The sequence below is a fragment of the Providencia sp. PROV024 genome (genome assembly GCF_032709665.1).
Classification (GTDB): domain Bacteria; phylum Pseudomonadota; class Gammaproteobacteria; order Enterobacterales; family Enterobacteriaceae; genus Providencia; species Providencia huashanensis.
This window is the reverse complement of sequence record NZ_CP120545.1, coordinates 2,441,676-2,458,048: the sequence shown is the minus strand read 5'-3', so window position 1 is coordinate 2,458,048 and position 16,373 is coordinate 2,441,676. Positions and strand designations below refer to the sequence as shown.

Here is a 16,373-nt window from a genome sequence, read left to right as displayed (position 1 = left end):
TTACAGTAACCGAAAAAACACCAAGGATGTTTATCTTTTTATATTTAAAAGTAAACAATATTCCGTTAATGAATTTTAATGGCTATCATACACCAACGTAACCGAGTGGAGAATAGTCATGACTGTTTCAACTGAAATCAGCAGTAATGAATATACAGGAAACGGTGTAACAACCGATTTTGATTATAAGTTCAGGATTTTTAAAGCAAACCAATTGAGTGTTATTACGTCAGACGCTGATGGTGATAATGTTGTAACGCTGCGATTAGGTACGGACTACACCGTAACAGGCGCTAATAAGTCGGCTGGTGGAAAGGTAATCTTAACTAAACCGCTTGCCAACGGGCACAAAATTAGCATTGCCCGTGATATTCCAATCACACAAGAAACTTCATTCCGCAATCAGAGTAAGTTCTTTGCTGAAACGCACGAGGATGCATTTGATTACTTAACAATGCTAATGCAACGGTTATGGGGCAACCTGGGGTTATTTCTAAAGCGTCCAAGTATCCTAGCTAACTGGTTTGACGCTAAAGGCTATCGTATTGCTAGCCTTGGCAAGCCTAAAAGTGATAGTGATGCTGTTGATTTAGGCACACTGAAAGATAAAGTTGAAGGCGTTAACAGTACGATATTGAAAAAAGAGAAGCGTACTTTACGTGTTGACGACATAGATATATCTTCATTTCCTAAAGCACCAGCCAGAAGAAACAAACAAATAGGTTTTGATAATTCTGGTCGACCTACATTGTTAGATCCAATTGAAACAGGAGCGCTTGGATATCAACTAGTTGATTCATTTGAAAAAGGAGCAACATTAGCAGGGCGATTTCAGGCGTTATTTTGGGAAGAAAAGAAAAAGTATTTCAGATGGGATGGCCCGCTACCTAAAGTAGTTCCTCCTAATTCAACCCCTAATGAAACAGGGGGAATAAAGTCAGATGAAAATCCCAATGGTATATGGGTAGATGTCGGTGAGGCAAGCCTTAGGAGCGAGTTAAAGAGGTCTTCTGTTCTGCATTTGCCACCGATAGCAACGCTCTTAAATTTAAATTATTCCAATGGAAAGATATGGGAGTCAGGTCATCAAGCTAATAATGGCGAGTGGTTTGTATTCGACAATGATGGCACACCAGAAGTGTGGGATGGGATTGGAACGCTAGGGAATGAACCCGCTCATCCATTTCAGCGGATAGCAACAAAACCACCTTTAATTAGTAGGCCGATTTTAACTAAGCCAGAGATGCCAAAGCCTAAAGTTTGTTTTGTAAGCTTTAGAGCTTCGGATCAGATGAAGTATCTTGAGTTGGCATTTAGGGTTGGCGATATTGCAGAAGATGTTAGCGTTGTATTGAAAGGATTTTCATCAAATAAAGCTATAGAAATCAGTGAAAACCCGTCTGGTATTGGCGTGGTCTATGTTGCCCAAGATGATAAGATTGGCACAAATCCAACATACTTAAAAAGTGCAGTGACGACATCAATATCGAATGGTGAACTAACCGTAACTCTTGCGAAGTCATCTGTACCTGTTGGGCGCTTCTGCCGATTTTCTATTCGCTGTGTTGATGCCGATGCATATTTTGATAAAGCTATTGCGTACATTGGAAGTGATATAGTAGCTCACTCATCTTTGTCAAGAATGGGTACGTCACTTTATAAAGAATTTGTTGATTCAACTTGTGACTTTTCAGTTAAATCACAAGTTTCTGGCAATAGTTTTATTTCCAGAGACAATTTAATCCGAATAGCGTTAGGAGGCGGTGATAGCTTAACAAGTGAAATATTGTCATTAAAGAAAGCTTATCAGTATTATGCCTCTGCGAGATCAAGCATTACACGAATTATGTTTGAAGGTGGTGTTTTTTATGAACCATTACGTCAAAGGCAGTGGATAATCAGAGGTGACTGCGATATTTGGGCTCCAAACGGAGCTACAATACTTGGCGGCGTTGAGATGAAAACAGGTGCGTGGGTTCAGGTGGAAAATCCGAATAGGCCAACGTATTACTGTCTATATGATGCTTCAACTAACCCTGACAGCGCAATCAGAAACGGAACTAAACAGCCGTTTGTCTATGTCGAGATGCAGCAACGATCAATTGAAAGTGCATTTACTCGTGAGTTGAGGAATGTATCAAGTATCGATACTGTTAAGAGTACTGATTTTTCATACTATTATGAACATACTACTGGGCGTTTGTATTTTAGCTGGAATAATATAAATCAGAATGCATATTTGTATGTATGTGAATCTGACGCGGTTATTTTTAACGATGGTTCGTTTAACGTAAGCATGTGGGGGGTTACGGCAACATCAGCTAAAGTGAATGACTTTGATTTTAGATCTGCGACTTATAGTAGTTCAGAATTCGGTGGCCCTATTGCAAAATTGTACGACTGTAATGCAAGCGTCGCAGTTGTTGGAAATGGATTTAGTATGAATAACTACGATTGTGTCTTGTATAACTGCAACGGAAAATCGGTGGGTAATGACGGCGCTGGCTTTCATAATAATGGGGTGAGTTATATTATTGGTGGTAGTTATTCGAATAATTCCGATGACGGTATTTCGCATCATGAAAATTGCGTCGGGTATGTCATTGGTTCCCATTTGAAATACAACGGTGCTGGCAACTCTACACCAGCCTTTGGTGCAAAGGTTTATCATTGGGATGTTGTAAGTAGGAAAGCGACAGTGACAAAAACCAAACCTTATGCGGGTACACTTGCGTGTATATCAGGGCAAGGATTTGATAAAACAGAAGCTTATTATTTTACTTGCGATACTGATAATGGTTATTTTGCAGAGTCTCAGCAAGCAGGTACTACTGCAACGTTATATGCAATTTCAAGAGCAGGGAGCAATATTGAAATTAAATCTACAGAATCTACATTAGTAGTAAAATCCTAGAATATCTTTCTAGGTTTTTTGTTTATCTTTTTATGCTGTAGTATCATGGTTATTTCTCAACCATGGTGCTACACATGAATGAAAATGAGGCAGCAGTAACAGGCTTAGGCCTTACATCATTTCTAAGCTACTTTTCAGGTTTGCCCCCAGAGGTTGTAATGGGGGCTATCCTTGGCGCTATTTATTTCACTACAGCAGCAACAGAATTTTCTTTAGCAACTCGTTCAGTATTAGCATTGCTTAGCTTAGCGGCTGGTTTATTATTCTTTAGCCCTTTCGCTACCATTTTTGTTTCAATGACTGGCCTAATCGGTGTTAAACCTGATGCGTATAACGTTGATAGTCTTGATGCTCTTGGGGCATTCGTCGCCTCTCTTCTCTCTGTAAAACTAAGTATCAAACTGTACAAGAAAGCTGATATTCCGAAAGGAGGTAACGGCCATGACGTACGATAAATTCATGCTTATCACTAATGCGTTTGTTTGTTTAGTTATGTTCTTCCGTACGCTTTATTTTGTAAGGGGTGATAAGGGATACAGTAGGCTAGGGAGTTGGCTAGCTTATGCATTTCTAGGGTACTCAATATCGGTACCAGTCTATTCCTATCTCGATCCTAGCTATCAGGCAGGATTACAGAACTTAATTCCAAATACTTTCCTTTGTGCTGCGCTGTTTGCTAAGCGTGGCAATGTCATGCAGTTAATTAAAAAAGTGGGGTGACCTAGTGAATAAACAAAAAGTCTTTAAAGATAATTATGTAAATACGGGAGCGAGAGGGGTTCGTAACAATAACCCAGGTAATATTGATTATAACAAGGTCAATAATTGGAAAGGACAATTGCCTTTTGATAAATCAATAGAACCGCGCTTTTGTCGATTTGAAAACGTTACGTACGGTATTCGTGCGCTGATGGTTCTGCTACGTAATTATCAGCGAAATCATAAAATTAAAACTGTCTCAGGGTTAATTAGTCGTTGGGCTCCAAACAATGAGAATAACACAATAGCCTATATCAACGGTGTTGCTAAAGAGATTGGCGTGCCGCCTGATGAGGTTATCAGCCTTGATGATAAAGTAACATTAATCAACATAGCTAAAGCCATTGTGCGTCATGAAAATGGTCAGCAGCCTTACGTTGATGATGTGTTTGAAAGCGCGTTTGCACTGATCTAGGTGATGCCATGAATAAAGTGATTACAGCTTTAATCGCTTTGGCTGTCTCATTTGCCGCTGGTTTTATGACTAGCGGCATTTTTTCTGATAACAAGCAAATGACAAAACAGATTGCAGGGAAACAGGAAGATGAGAAAGACCTAGCGTTTAACATCGACCAGCGCAAGCAGGCGGACGGAGAACAACAAAATAGGGTGGTGATATACAATGAACAGAAAGAACGTGCTACGATGCGCACAGACGATTTACTTAAGCGTGTTCTTAATCACTTTGACAGCGTGCAGTTCGAAACCAGTACCACGGAAACAAAAACTGATGGTACCTTTGACGCCGATACCTGCCGAACTGAGAGAGCAAAGGCCAGTGAACTTTCTCGACAACTACGAAGCACACTTGAAGTCTATGGGCGTGAGTCTAACCGTGCCGATGAAAACACAAGGGCCCTTAATTTATGTATTACCGACCTAGCAGCAAAAGAAAAATTACTCGGATCGTATCGATAGATTGCTGTATAAATATTGTTCACTTTTCATTATGACGGTATCAGTGACGGTATCATAACCCACTAGGTTAATTCTGTTTTATATAAATCAATAAGTTGCGTTCGGTGTAAATAATTGAGTGGGAATAATCCCCCAATAAGAACTCGCTGGCACTGACTGGCAAAATAACGATTTAAGCCCATGTAAAAGTGGGCTTTTTTGTTTTTATAGCTTGCCGTATCTGGCACTGATTAGCAGCGTCAAGCACAAGTTGAATGGGGTATTAAAGTTGGTATTATCGCATGCAGATACCATGAACACTGACTGATACCATGCGATAGCTTTTGATCCTCACATGGTATTGAAAATAAGTAATTCTTTGTTTTTAAAGGAATTTAATCATGGTTTCCTACGGTTTTTTTGCATGGTATCGAAACGTTAAAAAAGGATGAAAATGAATGCTGACTGATACCAAACTGAGAAATTTAAAACCGAAAGAAAAGCTCTATAAAGTGAACGACAGAGATGGGCTGTATGTCTCTGTAACGCCTGCTGGCTCTGTCTCTTTTCGTTATAACTACGCCATCAACGGCAGACAGGAAACGGTGACTTTTGGTCGTTATGGTATTGGCGGAATTACTTTAGCTGAAGCCAGAGAGCGGCTAGGGGAAGCTAAAAGAATGGTTACTGATGGAAAGTCACCGGCCAAAGAGAAAGCCCGTGCTAAGGCGAGAACCAAAGATGCTGAAACCTTTGGTGCTTGGGCTCAGAAATGGCTGCGTGGCTATCAGATGGCTGATTCTACCCGGGATATGCGTCGCTCAGTCTATGCCCGAGAGTTAGAGGGTAAATTTGGCAATCAGAAGCTGAAAGAAATCACTCATGAAGATCTACGAGCGTTAACTGACGCGATAGTAGAGCGTGGAGCACCGGCAACAGCTGTGCATACGCGTGACATTGTGCTCCAGGTGTATCGATGGGCGATTGAGAGAGGGCAAAAAGTTGAGAACCCGGCAGACCTGGTAAGGCCTGCAAGTATCGCTCGATTTGAGCCAAGAGATCGAACGTTAACACCGGCTGAGATTGGTTTGATGTACCGCTACATGGAAAAAGTAGGAACGACGCCGTCGATTCGTGCTGCGGTAAAGTTGCTGTTGTTGACTATGGTGCGCAAAAGCGAGTTAACCAATGCAACCTGGAGCGAAATTAACTTTAGCGAAGCATTGTGGACGATTCCTAAAGAGAGGATGAAACGACGTAACCCTCACTTGGTATTTTTGTCACGCCAGGCGATGGACATTCTGATCGCCTTGAAGACGTTTGCCGGTGGGTCTGATTACATTCTTCCTTCCCGTTATGACTCTGATGCTCCCATGAGTAGTGCGACGATGAACCGAGTCATGGATTTGACATACAAAGCCGCGCAAAAGGAAGGTCAGTCACTAAGTAAGTTTGGGCCGCATGACCTGCGTCGAACTGCGAGCACTTTGCTACATGAGGCTGGATACAACACTGATTGGATAGAAAAATGTTTGGCACATGAGCAGAAAGGGGTTAGGGCAGTTTACAACAAAGCCGAGTACCGAGAACAGCGCGCGGCCATGTTGCAGGATTGGGCTGATATGATTGATGAGTGGATAGTCTAGATATGTAAATGAGCTAATCAGGGTTATAGCAATAGCTAGATCAATAAAATTTACTTTTGAGCAAATTTTTTTTGTTATATGTGTTAGTTTGAATAGTTCTAGAGTTTTCAAATGATAGAATACCTATGCCAGTCAATAATATAGTAACTTCAATTATTTGAGTAGTTCGCTGTAATGACGATAAGTAGGGAAATGGCGGCAGGCAGAGACTTGCCCACTTAATCAATCATTAGGACGAGAATGTGAACATATTTGATTACACACGTTATATTCTATCAATGGGTTCGGATGAACTGGAGATATTGGTTAGAAAGTGGGTAAGCGCCCAATCAAGTAAGTATGCCTCAGTACATCGGCCTGCGGGAGCCGGTGATAGAGGTTGTGACGTAATAGGTTTCTATACTCCAAATAAATTTGAAGGAGATTGGGATAACTATCAATGCAAACAATACAATAAAGCAGTCCCAACAGATAAAGGAATGCATGAGCTTGGAAAAATATTATATTATTCTTACTTAGGTGAGTTCTCAAAACCAAAAAATTACTATTTTGTAGCGCCAAAAGGTATTAATAGAAACCTTAGAACTTGGATATTAAACCCCTCACAATTGAAGAAAGGTTTAATAGAAAACTGGGGTAAATATTGTGAAGACACTATTGTTGATGGTAAGAAGGTTATTCTTGAACCAGATCTGGAACGATTTATTTTAAGTTATGATTTCTCTTCTGTAAGTATTATTGGAATAGATGATATAGTCGATGATTCGAATTTTAGAGCAATTTTAGTCGATTTATATGGCGGGGAGCTTCCTAGTGCTCCAGCTGTAGAGGTTCCTAAAAATATCGACGATAGTGAACTAAATTATGTTAATAAAATTCTAGATGCTTATAGTGATCATGACCAAATAATATACTCAAAGCCAGAAGAGGTGGTTGGCCATGATGAGTTTGAAGAAGACTTTGTGGAGCAAAGAGAACGTTTTTATAGTGCAGAAGCATTTCGTTTATTTTATAGAGATAATACAGTAGATGGTGTTTTAGATTGCTTTGAGAAAGAAATACTTAAAGGTGTAAAACCAATTCTTAGGTTAGATTATCCTAATTCATTTATAAGAATGTGTACTGTCTTGTCTGAAGCTGGAAAACTACAGCCATCTGGTAAATTAGCAATTCATGGAAAGATAGACGTCAAACAAGGGTATTGTCATCAGTTTGCTAATGAAGATAAGTTACACTGGAGGAAAAAATAATGTCCAATACACATGTTTTCAATAGCTCGTTAGAAGCAGGTGTTAGGACTATCTGCTTTCTTGATTCATACTTTCCAGAGAGTATGGATTTTGATGGATTGATGAAAATTGATTTCATACTTGTTCATTCTAGTGACTTTGGTGGCCCGGAAAGTCTTCATCCAGTAACACCTAATCGGAAGGGGGAATACTTTTCCCGTAGAGAGAAAGTCAGATCAGGACTTGATCTTATGAGAAAGTTTGGGCTTGTCGAAGTTGATTACACAAGTAATGGAGTCGCTTATAAAGCATCAGAGTATGTCAGTCCTTACTTAGATCTAATGAAGTCCAATTATTCGTTATCATTAATTACAATCTCAGAATGGCTAGCAAAAGAATTAAACAAAGATGGATTTGAAAAGTTTAACATAACTCTGGGAAATAAGGTGTTTTAATGAATTCTGGTTTTTTTATAAATAAAATACTATTTATTGGTGATGATAATAAAGCATCGATTGATTTTTCCAATCACCTTCATATTGTGCATGGTGCCTCGAATACAGGGAAATCTCTATTAATTGAAGCTATAGATTATATGTTTGGTTCTGAGGAGCTTAAAGAGGTTAAACCAGAAAGTGAAAAATACTCAGAAGTAGCAATGCAGCTTTATCTAAATAGTAAACCTTATACTGTTTTTAGAAAATGGCCCTCGAACTCTTTTGAAATATATCATGATTTCGTTGAAGAAAAAGATGGTGCAAATTTTTATAGCTATTTTAAAGTAGGAAAAGAAACAAAAACAGTAAGAAATATTAGTGACTTTTATCTAAGTGGTTTAAGAGATGTAGAAATATCATCTAATCTATATGGTGAAAAAAGTTCTCTTACAATACGATTATTATCAAGGGTTTTCTTTTCTAGTGAGGAGAAAATAATTAGTTCTAATTCTCCGATTGTCGTTGGAGATACTAGCGAAGATAGTAAAAATAAAAATATATTTAAGTTCCTACTTACTGGAAATGATGACTCTAACGTAAAAACTGTAGTTCGTGGTAATGAATTTAAGAGCGAGAAGAAAGGGCAGTTAGATGTATTACGAGATGTTGTAGAGACTTTACAATCTGATTTGATGTTTAAAGATGAGAGTTATGAAGATCTTAAAGAAAGAGAGATTAAGCTAGATAGTGCGATAGAAAAGTTAAATCATAGTATGAGCTTGATGAAAGAGTCTCTATCAGAAGTTGTAAAGAATAAAAGAAATATTGCCAATGAATTAATTAATGTTGATGAAAGAAATGATAATATTAAATCAAATCTAGCTAATTTTGAAATATTAGAGAAAATATATATTAGCGATATCGAAAGATTGAGTTCCCAAGAGGAAGCTGCATTTCTATTAGGCGTCGGACATCATGCTCAATGTGAGCATTGCGGTAAGACACCAGAGAAAATATGTGAAGACTTAATGGATGTCGAAAAATTAGCTAAATCATCTCAAGTAGAAATTAAAAAAATAAAATATAAATTATTAGAGTTAAATGAAACAAGATTAAAATTAAAATCCCAGCTAGATACTTATTATTCAAGGTCGCAAAGCTTAAGCTATGACTTGAAGTGTATAGATGATGAAGTTGAAAATAGAACTCCAGAAATAAAGATTATTGATGAAAAAATATCAGAGTTGACGGAAGAGCGAAATCTTGTTGTATCAGATATCCGATTGCTTGAACGTATAAATATTTTCTATAAAAGACTCCAAGAAACAGAAGTCGCCCCTACACCGAAGAAATATAAATCCCATGATTTTTATCCTGAAAATGAAGCTGTAGATAATTTTTGTAGAATATATAAAGATATTTTAAATCAAATAAAGTTTCCTGGTGATAATGAGGTTTCTTTCGACTTTTCTACTTTTGATGTGGTTATCGATGGCAAGCCTAGAAGTTTAAATGGCAAAGGAGTTAGGGCAATATTACATTCAGTGTTTAAAATTGCGCTCCTTAAACACTGTAAGGAAAGTAGCCTTTACCACCCAGGGATTATTGTACTCGATTCTCCTTTAGTTACTTATAGAGATCCATTAAAAAGTAAACATGGAGATTTGGATGATGATGAGAAAAAGTTGGCAAATACTAAGGTTAGTTATCATTTCTTAAAATATTTAACAGAAAATAATATTGGGCAATTTATTATTGTCGAAAATATAGATATACCCGATTCGATCACAAATAGTATTGGTGTAGATACATTTTACGGTAATAATGCTGAAAATGGTCAAAGGGCTGGCTTGCTCTAAGGTTATAGGGTAGTACGTTAAACCTTAGTGGTGGAATAGGTTTAACGTATTCTTTAGTTACTTCTTTGCCTAATTGAATCTTTGGTAGTCAATTAGTGCTTTTAGCCGCTAAAATTTTTAGATCTTCGAACCAGATAATAGAAATTCTTCTCGAATTGACTTTATCGCTTTCGAAACAGCTTGATTTGACAACGGCTTACCCGTGATTTTACCCAGCAATATACCAATATTTTGATTAGATTTGTTCTGTTTGCGAAGAACCAACATGCGTTTTTTATTGTCCGTTAGCCGAGAATCTACCATCTTGCGTGCTAAGTTGCGCAGCTCGGGTACATTAGTTGGGTTCAGTGAAGAGTCCAGCATGTAGTGGTAAAAGTACTCATCAATTAATTTATCTCCGGACTTAGCGTTATGACGGTCTGGATGCGCGATTTGGCGTCGTAATCTCAAGACTTCTTGCTCAAACTGTTCTGCAGAGCGTTTGGCTTGCTTATATAGAGAATTCCAAGAACCATCATGAAGCTTGGGGCGATGGTTTAGACAGTAATTCGTACTCAGATCCGGCCGCTTTTTTTTCCCTTCTTTTTCATCATTGTCTTCAGCATTGTCATGATCATTGTTTTCTCTCTCAATATATCCGTGTTTTGTCCATGTGTGCATGAACTGTGAAAACTCTGTTGGGTTTCCACACAGGGCACATAGTCGTGTTTTTTTATCCGCTTTTAAACTGATATCAGGCGCTAGCTTTGATCTATTAGGTTTTTTTCCTTCACAAATCATAAACAATGATTTGAGCATATCTTGAGTTGATATGAATAGTATGTCTTGCTCTGTGTGGGAACTCTTATCAACAAAGTCGCGTAAATAAAAGTGAATTTGGTCGGCCGTATAACGAAAACCTCTCAACTTGATGAGGTCACTATAGTTACACTTTTCTCTTGAGATAGGGCAATAGGACAAATACTGGTTTGGAAGGCTACTCAAGTATTCCGATACCACGGGATCAATTACCTGCTTAATCAAGTTTATGATGTTGTGGCTTTTAGACTCTTCCGAGTATGAATGCCATTTCTCCCTAAAAATGCGAATGGCATTTGCCACAGACTTGTCAGAATTCTCCCATACAGGGATATAAAACTGACCTAGTCGTTCTGACGCATCTACCTCAGTTTCAAATATTTTCATATCCAACTTTTTTGTCCAATGATTAGTCTAATCTACAGGCAGCTCCTGGCATTATCAACCCAAGAATGTTGAAAAGGAGAGGGTTATGAATCCATCAATGACAAACAAAACGCTGATAAATCGCAAGACCTTACTCAGCATGATCCCTTTGTCTGATCGAACCATCTATAACCTGGAACAGCGTGGTGAGTTTCCTCGTCGTATTGTTCTGACCAGCCGAAGTGTTGCTTGGGACCTGGCTGAAGTGGAGAACTGGATAGAAGAAAAGCGCAGGTCTGCGTTAAAAGCCGCAAGACCCGGTTTTATTTGGTAAGTCTGAGTCCACATGACGCTTAAAGATGTAACGGATGTTCAGGCTAGGGGAACCACTCGGCAAAAAAGTGCCTCGGGTGCCAGCGGTAAACTAGAGCTAAGCACGAAATATATAGACAACATCATATCAATCCAGGAGTGCAGTGCTCAGGAGGCTAATGAACTCGGTTTTATTGCTCGGCTTCTGATTCAAGCAACCATACCGCACAGCAAGCCAGAATCGAATGAGTGGAGTCGGAAGAATGGTAATTTCACAATGCACATGATGGCCCCCTCATCGGTAGGTTTGCCTTACGGTTGCTATGCACGTTTGCTTCTGGTTTGGGTAAGTACACAAGCGGTGAGAAATAAGTCAAAACTGGACAATGGTTTTATCACTGAACAGGAAGCGCGAAAGCTTGATTTGGGACACTCTCAAAGACGTTTTATGGAAGAGTTAGGGCTGCGTTCAACTGGCGGAAAAAGTGGGACTATAGGCCCGTTTCGAGAACAGATGCGGCGGTTATTTAAAACGACGATTAGTGTCAGTTTTACAGAGCTAAATGATGAAAGTGGATATATTTGTGAAGATGAAACTGGAGCCAGAGTTGCTGATATTTCTCATATTTGGTGGAGCACGAAGCAGCCTGATCAAGATTCGCTATGGGAATCTTGGGTGGAACTGTCGCCTAAGTTTTTTCAACTGATTACTGATAAACCTGTCCCTCTGGATATGAGAGTGTTGAGGTTGATTAAGCGTTCTCCGATGGCCTTAGACATATATTGCTGGGCGACTTATCGGGTGAGTTACTTAAAGAGAGCAACAATTATCCCGTGGTCAGGTTTGATGGAACAATTGGGCTCTAATTACGCCAATGTAAAAAGCTTTAGACGACGGTTTAATGATGGACTTGAAAAGGTGTTGCAGGCATGGCCAGAGCTAGATGCTACTCCAACCGAAAAAGGACTACTTTTGAAACCAAGTGCTCCACAAGTACCTCGACGGACAAAACGATAGAGTGAGCGGGATTATGTAGCGTGATGAAACAGATTGTATTCACCATTCTTGGCGTTAATAAGCCTGGGTATTTAGAAAGTTATCCACGCATGTTCTGTCCCGCTTTAAAGGGGCTATTTTGCGCATGTTCTGTCCCGGCTTACGCATGTTCTGTTTCTAGAAAGGCTAAAAAGCTTTTTAATAACATGTGGTTGCAGATCCCCCTATAGTCTTTCCTGTAGGTATACCTATATAAAAAAATAAACCTGTAGTTGAACAAACAAATATTGTGGATAACTTTGATCAATAAGTTGCTCAAAAGTGTCAATGAAATCATTTTTTGGGAAGTTATGTATTTTTAACTTTATGAAAATAAAATATTTTTATTTTTTTTTCCTTGGCGTTTAAGCATTTATTGACACTTGAGGGGCAGTCAAACACGAAGGCTTTGAATTTACCCTAAGGCCGACAGTGTTAAGAAAGCGATGTTTGTCTGTGTCGTGATCAAAACTGTCAATGAAATCATTTTTTGGGAAGTTATGTGTTTTTAACTTTATGAAAATAAAATGTTTTTATTTTTTCTCCTTGGCGTCTAAACATTCATTGACACTTGAGGGGCAGTTAAGTACGAAGACTTTGAATTTAGCCTAGAGCGGAAAGTGCTAGGAAAGCTGTGTTTTTCTGTGTCGTGATATTGAGTAAAGCCAATAGACATAAATCGCTGTAAGGCCGCTATTTTAGCGCTATTCAGTCGCTATAAGTACGCTGTCATACCGCTATAAGTGTCTGACTTATCAGGTAAACATAGTTTACACAGGAATAAACAGTTAAATGCAGAGAAATGCACAAGGGCATGCATAACTTTCCGTGATAAAACCAAAGTTGAAATGCGGGCAGGATGTGTGAAGTAGGCCCCCCATGCAAGCATGGCGAAGCCTCTTCACTTTTGACTTATTCGCACCTTCGGCACTCAACGTTGATCCTGCCCTGCGGGGCCTGAAAGAGGAGACAAACATGGCGAACAATACGAACAAGAGCACTAGAAAGAACAGCCCACCGATTAAGGTTTACTGTCTGCCAGAAGAACGTGCGTTGATCGAATCGCTGTCCGTGCAAGCTGGTCTTAGCACTTCTACTTATTTACGCGAAGTAGGCCAAGGTTATCGCATTCAAGGAGTTACTGATGTTGAACAGGTACGCGAACTAGTAAGAGTGAATGGTGACTTAGGGCGTTTGGGTGGTTTGCTTAAGTTATGGCTTAGTAATGATGCCAAGGTGGCACATGCTGGGGCCAATACGATCTTGGCAGTGCTTAATCGTATCGAGGCGACGCAAGATCAAATGAGTTCACTTATGGAATCCATTCTTCGGCCAAGGGCCGATCAATGATAGTCAAGCACGTACCGATGCGTTCGCAAGGTAAGTCTGACTTTGCGGGCTTGGTGAATTACATCACCGATCACCAGAGCAAAGAGCATCGACTTGGTAGCGTTCGTTTAAATAACTGTGAAGCGGAAACCGTGCGCGATGCGATCAGTGAGGTGTTGGCGACTCAATTCGCGAACACCCGAGCGAAAAGTGATAAAACCTACCACCTCATAGTGAGCTTCCCTAATGGTGAACAGTTAAAAGCGCATACTTTGGCCGCGATAGAAGAGCGCATTTGCCAAGGCTTGGGTTATGGAGAACATCAGCGTGTCAGTGCTGTGCACAACGATACGGACAACCAACATATCCATATCGCAATTAACAAGATTCACCCTACTCGCAACACAATCCATGAGCCGTACTACCCGCATAAAAAGCTAGCGGAAATGTGCGAGGCCATCGAGCAGGATTTTGGTTTGCAGCCGGATAATCACATACCGCGCAAGCGCGGGGCCGAATTACGTGCGATGGATATGGAGCGGCATTCGGGTATTGAAAGCTTAGTGGGGTGGGTGAAGCGCGAATGCATGGACGAGATTAAATCAGCCAGTAGCTGGCAGGCGTTGCACCAGGTCATGCAGGACAATGGTTTGCAGTTAAGAACCAGAGGAAATGGTCTAGTGATCGTTGCCGATGGTGAAGCGATCATCAAAGCGAGCACCTTGGGACGTGAGTTTTCTAAACCCAAACTCGAAGCGCGCCTTGGTCCCTTTGAAGCGACTGCATCGGATTCTGTTAAGCCGAGCCGCCAATATACACACCGACCTGTTCGCTTAAAGGTGAATACCACCGAGCTATATGCCCGTTATCAAGCAGAGCAGAAACATGCTGCAGAGAGTAAAACGCAAGCCCTTGAACAGGCTCGTCGTGATAAAGATCGACCGGTTGATAACGCCAAGAGGAAAGGGCGTGGCCGTCGCGCAGCGATTAAGTTGACCGGTAGCAATCAGCTTACTAAGAAGCTTTTGTACAAACAGGCCAGCAATGCATTGAAAAGCGAGCTTGAGCGCATTCACAAGCGTTACCAAGAGCAACGGCAAACGATATATCAAAGCAATAAACGCCAAACCTGGGCGGATTGGTTAAAGAGCCAGGCATTACAGGGAGATGGAGAAGCCCTCAAAGCGCTACGTAGCCGAGAGGCTGCACAAAAGCTTAAAGGCAACACACTAAACGGGGATGCAGTTCAGGCTGAGCCCAAAGCAATGGTCGATACGATTACGAAAAAAGGCACCATTATTTATCGAGCAGGTAACAGCGCCGTGCGTGATGATGGTGAGCGTCTACAAGTGTCGACGGCTTCCAACCAAAGCAGTGTTTTAGCTGCGCTAAAGGTAGCAATGGAGCGTTATGGTAATCGTATTACCGTGAATGGTTCGCCTGAGTTCAAGGCGCGAGTAATCAAGGCGGCAGTAGATGGCAATCTGTCTATCAAATTTGCCGATCAAGGACTAGAACGCCGCCGTCAGGCATTAATAGCCCAGAATAAAAGGGCCAAGCGGTCTGATAAGCCTGGCGTGTTACCGATTGGCAAAGTGCCACCTTCACGCCGTGGCTGGTGGCAAAACCTATCTCAGTTAGAAGTCTTAGCGATACAGTCAGGCCCTGTAACTGAAAAAGCGGCGGTCATGCCAGCACTAGAGCAGCGTAAAGCTAAGCTACAAGCTGAGCAGGCAGCTAAAAAAGCGAAACGACAACAAAAGAGCCGCTCACGTTGATGTGATGGCAAAGGAATCGACGGAAGCCCTAACCGCTTCGGTTGGTAATGACACCGATGTTTAACCCTATTTGACCGCGCGTTTAACGGTGTCGCGCTGGTCGGGCGCCGAGATAGTAAGTGGCGAGCTAGCTCTGTACAGGCCCACATTCACCGCTGGTAACGGCAGGAGTAGAGATCAAGTTTCTACAGGTTGGTGAATGCAACTTTTAGTCATAACAACTAAGAGTAATTAACCATGCTAAAACGAAAAATTTTAGCGGCTAAAATTCCCGTGCTTGCCATCTCCTTGGCGTTAAACCTTTCTAATCCTGTATATGCGGGGATTCCGGTTGCTGATGGTACGAATCTAGTTCAGAACATCATGTCGGCAATGGAAGCTGTTACACAGACTGCTAAACAAATTCAGCAGTATCAAACCCAGTTGCAGCAATACGAAAATATGCTGCAAAACTCGATGGCCCCGGCTTCTTATATTTGGGATCAGGCACAGCGCACCATCAACGATTTGAACCAGGCGACCAACACTCTCGCCTATTATCAAAACCAGATCGGTAGCCTCGATGCGTACCTGGGCAAATTTCAGGACGTGGCTTATTACCGCAGTTCGCCTTGTTTCTCGTCGGTGGGATGCAGCGATGCCGAACGCGCCGCAATGACCGAGAACCGACGTCTTGCGTCTGAATCGCAGAAAAAGGCCAATGACGCACTGTTTAGGAGTCTGGAACAACAGCAAGATAACTTGGAAGCGGATGCCCGTCAGCTTAACCGCCTGCAATCTGGTGCTCAGAGCGCGGACGGGCAACTGGCTGCGATTGGTTATGCTAACCAGCTTGCTAGCAACCAGGCTAACCAACTCTTGCAAATCCGTAGCTTGCTGATTGCTCAGCAGAATGCTGTTGGTACTCGGATGCAGGCGGATGCCGACCGCGAAGCACAATATCAAGCGTCCCGTGAAAGGTTGTTTGATATGGGAGAGCCAACCGACCGTTCAGAAAACAGGGGATTTTAATT

15 protein-coding genes are annotated in these 16,373 nt (G+C 41.0%); 14 read left to right on the top strand and 1 reads right to left on the bottom strand.

Going from position 1 to position 16,373, the window contains the following annotated elements; all coding sequences use genetic code 11:
- Nucleotides 1-118: 118 nt before the first annotated feature.
- From P3L56_RS11340 to P3L56_RS11300, 9 genes are all read left to right on the top strand, one after another.
- Nucleotides 119-2,914 carry a hypothetical protein gene (locus P3L56_RS11340; protein ID WP_316927681.1) on the top strand — a complete coding sequence of 932 codons (2,796 nt, stop codon included), beginning with the start codon at nt 119-121 and terminating at the stop codon, nt 2,912-2,914.
- Between the two features lie 74 nt (nt 2,915-2,988).
- Complete coding sequence (locus P3L56_RS11335; protein ID WP_272659525.1) at nt 2,989-3,369, top strand: putative holin; 381 nt, start codon at nt 2,989-2,991, stop codon at nt 3,367-3,369.
- On the top strand, nt 3,356-3,634 hold the full coding sequence (locus P3L56_RS11330; RefSeq protein ID WP_272515829.1) for a phage holin family protein: 279 nt from the start codon (nt 3,356-3,358) through the stop codon (nt 3,632-3,634). The genes P3L56_RS11335 and P3L56_RS11330 overlap by 14 nt, the downstream gene beginning before the upstream one ends.
- A 4-nt stretch (nt 3,635-3,638) precedes the next feature.
- On the top strand, nt 3,639-4,088 hold the full coding sequence (locus tag P3L56_RS11325) for a structural protein (RefSeq protein WP_272686227.1): 450 nt from the start codon (nt 3,639-3,641) through the stop codon (nt 4,086-4,088).
- Between the two features lie 8 nt (nt 4,089-4,096).
- Nucleotides 4,097-4,591, top strand: coding sequence for a hypothetical protein (locus P3L56_RS11320; protein WP_272659527.1), 495 nt, complete (start codon nt 4,097-4,099; stop codon nt 4,589-4,591).
- A gap of 437 nt (nt 4,592-5,028) precedes the next feature.
- On the top strand, nt 5,029-6,216 hold the full coding sequence (locus P3L56_RS11315; RefSeq protein WP_210831773.1) for a tyrosine-type recombinase/integrase: 1,188 nt from the start codon (nt 5,029-5,031) through the stop codon (nt 6,214-6,216).
- 242 nt (nt 6,217-6,458) lie between these two features.
- On the top strand, nt 6,459-7,466 hold the full coding sequence (locus tag P3L56_RS11310; RefSeq protein ID WP_272686226.1) for an ABC-three component system protein: 1,008 nt from the start codon (nt 6,459-6,461) through the stop codon (nt 7,464-7,466).
- A complete protein-coding gene (locus P3L56_RS11305; protein WP_210832106.1) occupies nt 7,466-7,900 on the top strand; it encodes an ABC-three component system middle component 2 in 435 nt (144 codons plus the stop codon). Before P3L56_RS11310 ends, P3L56_RS11305 begins: the two co-directional genes overlap by 1 nt.
- On the top strand, nt 7,900-9,741 hold the full coding sequence (locus P3L56_RS11300; RefSeq protein ID WP_272686225.1) for an AAA family ATPase: 1,842 nt from the start codon (nt 7,900-7,902) through the stop codon (nt 9,739-9,741). The genes P3L56_RS11305 and P3L56_RS11300 overlap by 1 nt, the downstream gene beginning before the upstream one ends.
- A 117-nt stretch (nt 9,742-9,858) precedes the next feature.
- Here the strand turns inward: P3L56_RS11300 and P3L56_RS11295 are convergent, their stop codons facing one another.
- Nucleotides 9,859-10,926, bottom strand: a complete 1,068-nt coding sequence (locus tag P3L56_RS11295; protein WP_210831611.1) for a LuxR family transcriptional regulator — start codon at nt 10,924-10,926, stop codon at nt 9,859-9,861.
- An 85-nt stretch (nt 10,927-11,011) separates the two neighbouring features.
- Between P3L56_RS11295 and P3L56_RS11290 the strand changes: the two genes are divergently transcribed.
- The 5 genes from P3L56_RS11290 (at nt 11,012) to trbJ (ending at nt 16,371) form a co-directional block, all read left to right on the top strand.
- Nucleotides 11,012-11,239 (top strand): helix-turn-helix transcriptional regulator, encoded by a 228-nt coding sequence (locus P3L56_RS11290; protein ID WP_001069954.1) that lies wholly within the window; start codon nt 11,012-11,014, stop codon nt 11,237-11,239.
- A 12-nt stretch (nt 11,240-11,251) separates the two neighbouring features.
- A complete protein-coding gene (locus P3L56_RS11285; RefSeq protein ID WP_210831610.1) occupies nt 11,252-12,235 on the top strand; it encodes a replication protein RepA in 984 nt (327 codons plus the stop codon).
- 993 nt (nt 12,236-13,228) lie between these two features.
- A complete protein-coding gene (traJ, locus tag P3L56_RS11280; RefSeq protein WP_210831609.1) occupies nt 13,229-13,603 on the top strand; it encodes a conjugal transfer transcriptional regulator TraJ in 375 nt (124 codons plus the stop codon).
- The gene (gene traI, locus P3L56_RS11275; RefSeq protein WP_306804117.1) at nt 13,600-15,360 is read left to right on the top strand and encodes a TraI/MobA(P) family conjugative relaxase; all 1,761 of its coding nucleotides are present in this window, start codon (nt 13,600-13,602) and stop codon (nt 15,358-15,360) included. The genes traJ and traI overlap by 4 nt, the downstream gene beginning before the upstream one ends.
- A gap of 237 nt (nt 15,361-15,597) precedes the next feature.
- Nucleotides 15,598-16,371, top strand: coding sequence for a P-type conjugative transfer protein TrbJ (trbJ, locus tag P3L56_RS11270; protein WP_210831607.1), 774 nt, complete (start codon nt 15,598-15,600; stop codon nt 16,369-16,371).
- Nucleotides 16,372-16,373: the final 2 nt, after the last annotated feature.

What these genes read in the sequence shown, in the direction of transcription:
- P3L56_RS11335 (WP_272659525.1), top strand. Translation starts at nt 2,989, where the DNA reads ATGAATGAAAATGAGGCAGCAGTAACAGGCTTAGGCCTTACATCATTT.
- P3L56_RS11340 (WP_316927681.1), top strand. Translation starts at nt 119, where the DNA reads ATGACTGTTTCAACTGAAATCAGCAGTAATGAATATACAGGAAACGGT.
- P3L56_RS11330 (WP_272515829.1), top strand. Translation starts at nt 3,356, where the DNA reads ATGACGTACGATAAATTCATGCTTATCACTAATGCGTTTGTTTGTTTA.
- trbJ (WP_210831607.1), top strand. Translation starts at nt 15,598, where the DNA reads ATGCTAAAACGAAAAATTTTAGCGGCTAAAATTCCCGTGCTTGCCATC.
- P3L56_RS11320 (WP_272659527.1), top strand. Translation starts at nt 4,097, where the DNA reads ATGAATAAAGTGATTACAGCTTTAATCGCTTTGGCTGTCTCATTTGCC.
- P3L56_RS11300 (WP_272686225.1), top strand. Translation starts at nt 7,900, where the DNA reads ATGAATTCTGGTTTTTTTATAAATAAAATACTATTTATTGGTGATGAT.
- P3L56_RS11305 (WP_210832106.1), top strand. Translation starts at nt 7,466, where the DNA reads ATGTCCAATACACATGTTTTCAATAGCTCGTTAGAAGCAGGTGTTAGG.
- traI (WP_306804117.1), top strand. Translation starts at nt 13,600, where the DNA reads ATGATAGTCAAGCACGTACCGATGCGTTCGCAAGGTAAGTCTGACTTT.
- P3L56_RS11315 (WP_210831773.1), top strand. Translation starts at nt 5,029, where the DNA reads ATGCTGACTGATACCAAACTGAGAAATTTAAAACCGAAAGAAAAGCTC.
- traJ (WP_210831609.1), top strand. Translation starts at nt 13,229, where the DNA reads ATGGCGAACAATACGAACAAGAGCACTAGAAAGAACAGCCCACCGATT.
- P3L56_RS11290 (WP_001069954.1), top strand. Translation starts at nt 11,012, where the DNA reads ATGAATCCATCAATGACAAACAAAACGCTGATAAATCGCAAGACCTTA.
- P3L56_RS11295 (WP_210831611.1), bottom strand. Translation starts at nt 10,926, where the DNA reads ATGAAAATATTTGAAACTGAGGTAGATGCGTCAGAACGACTAGGTCAG.
- P3L56_RS11285 (WP_210831610.1), top strand. Translation starts at nt 11,252, where the DNA reads ATGACGCTTAAAGATGTAACGGATGTTCAGGCTAGGGGAACCACTCGG.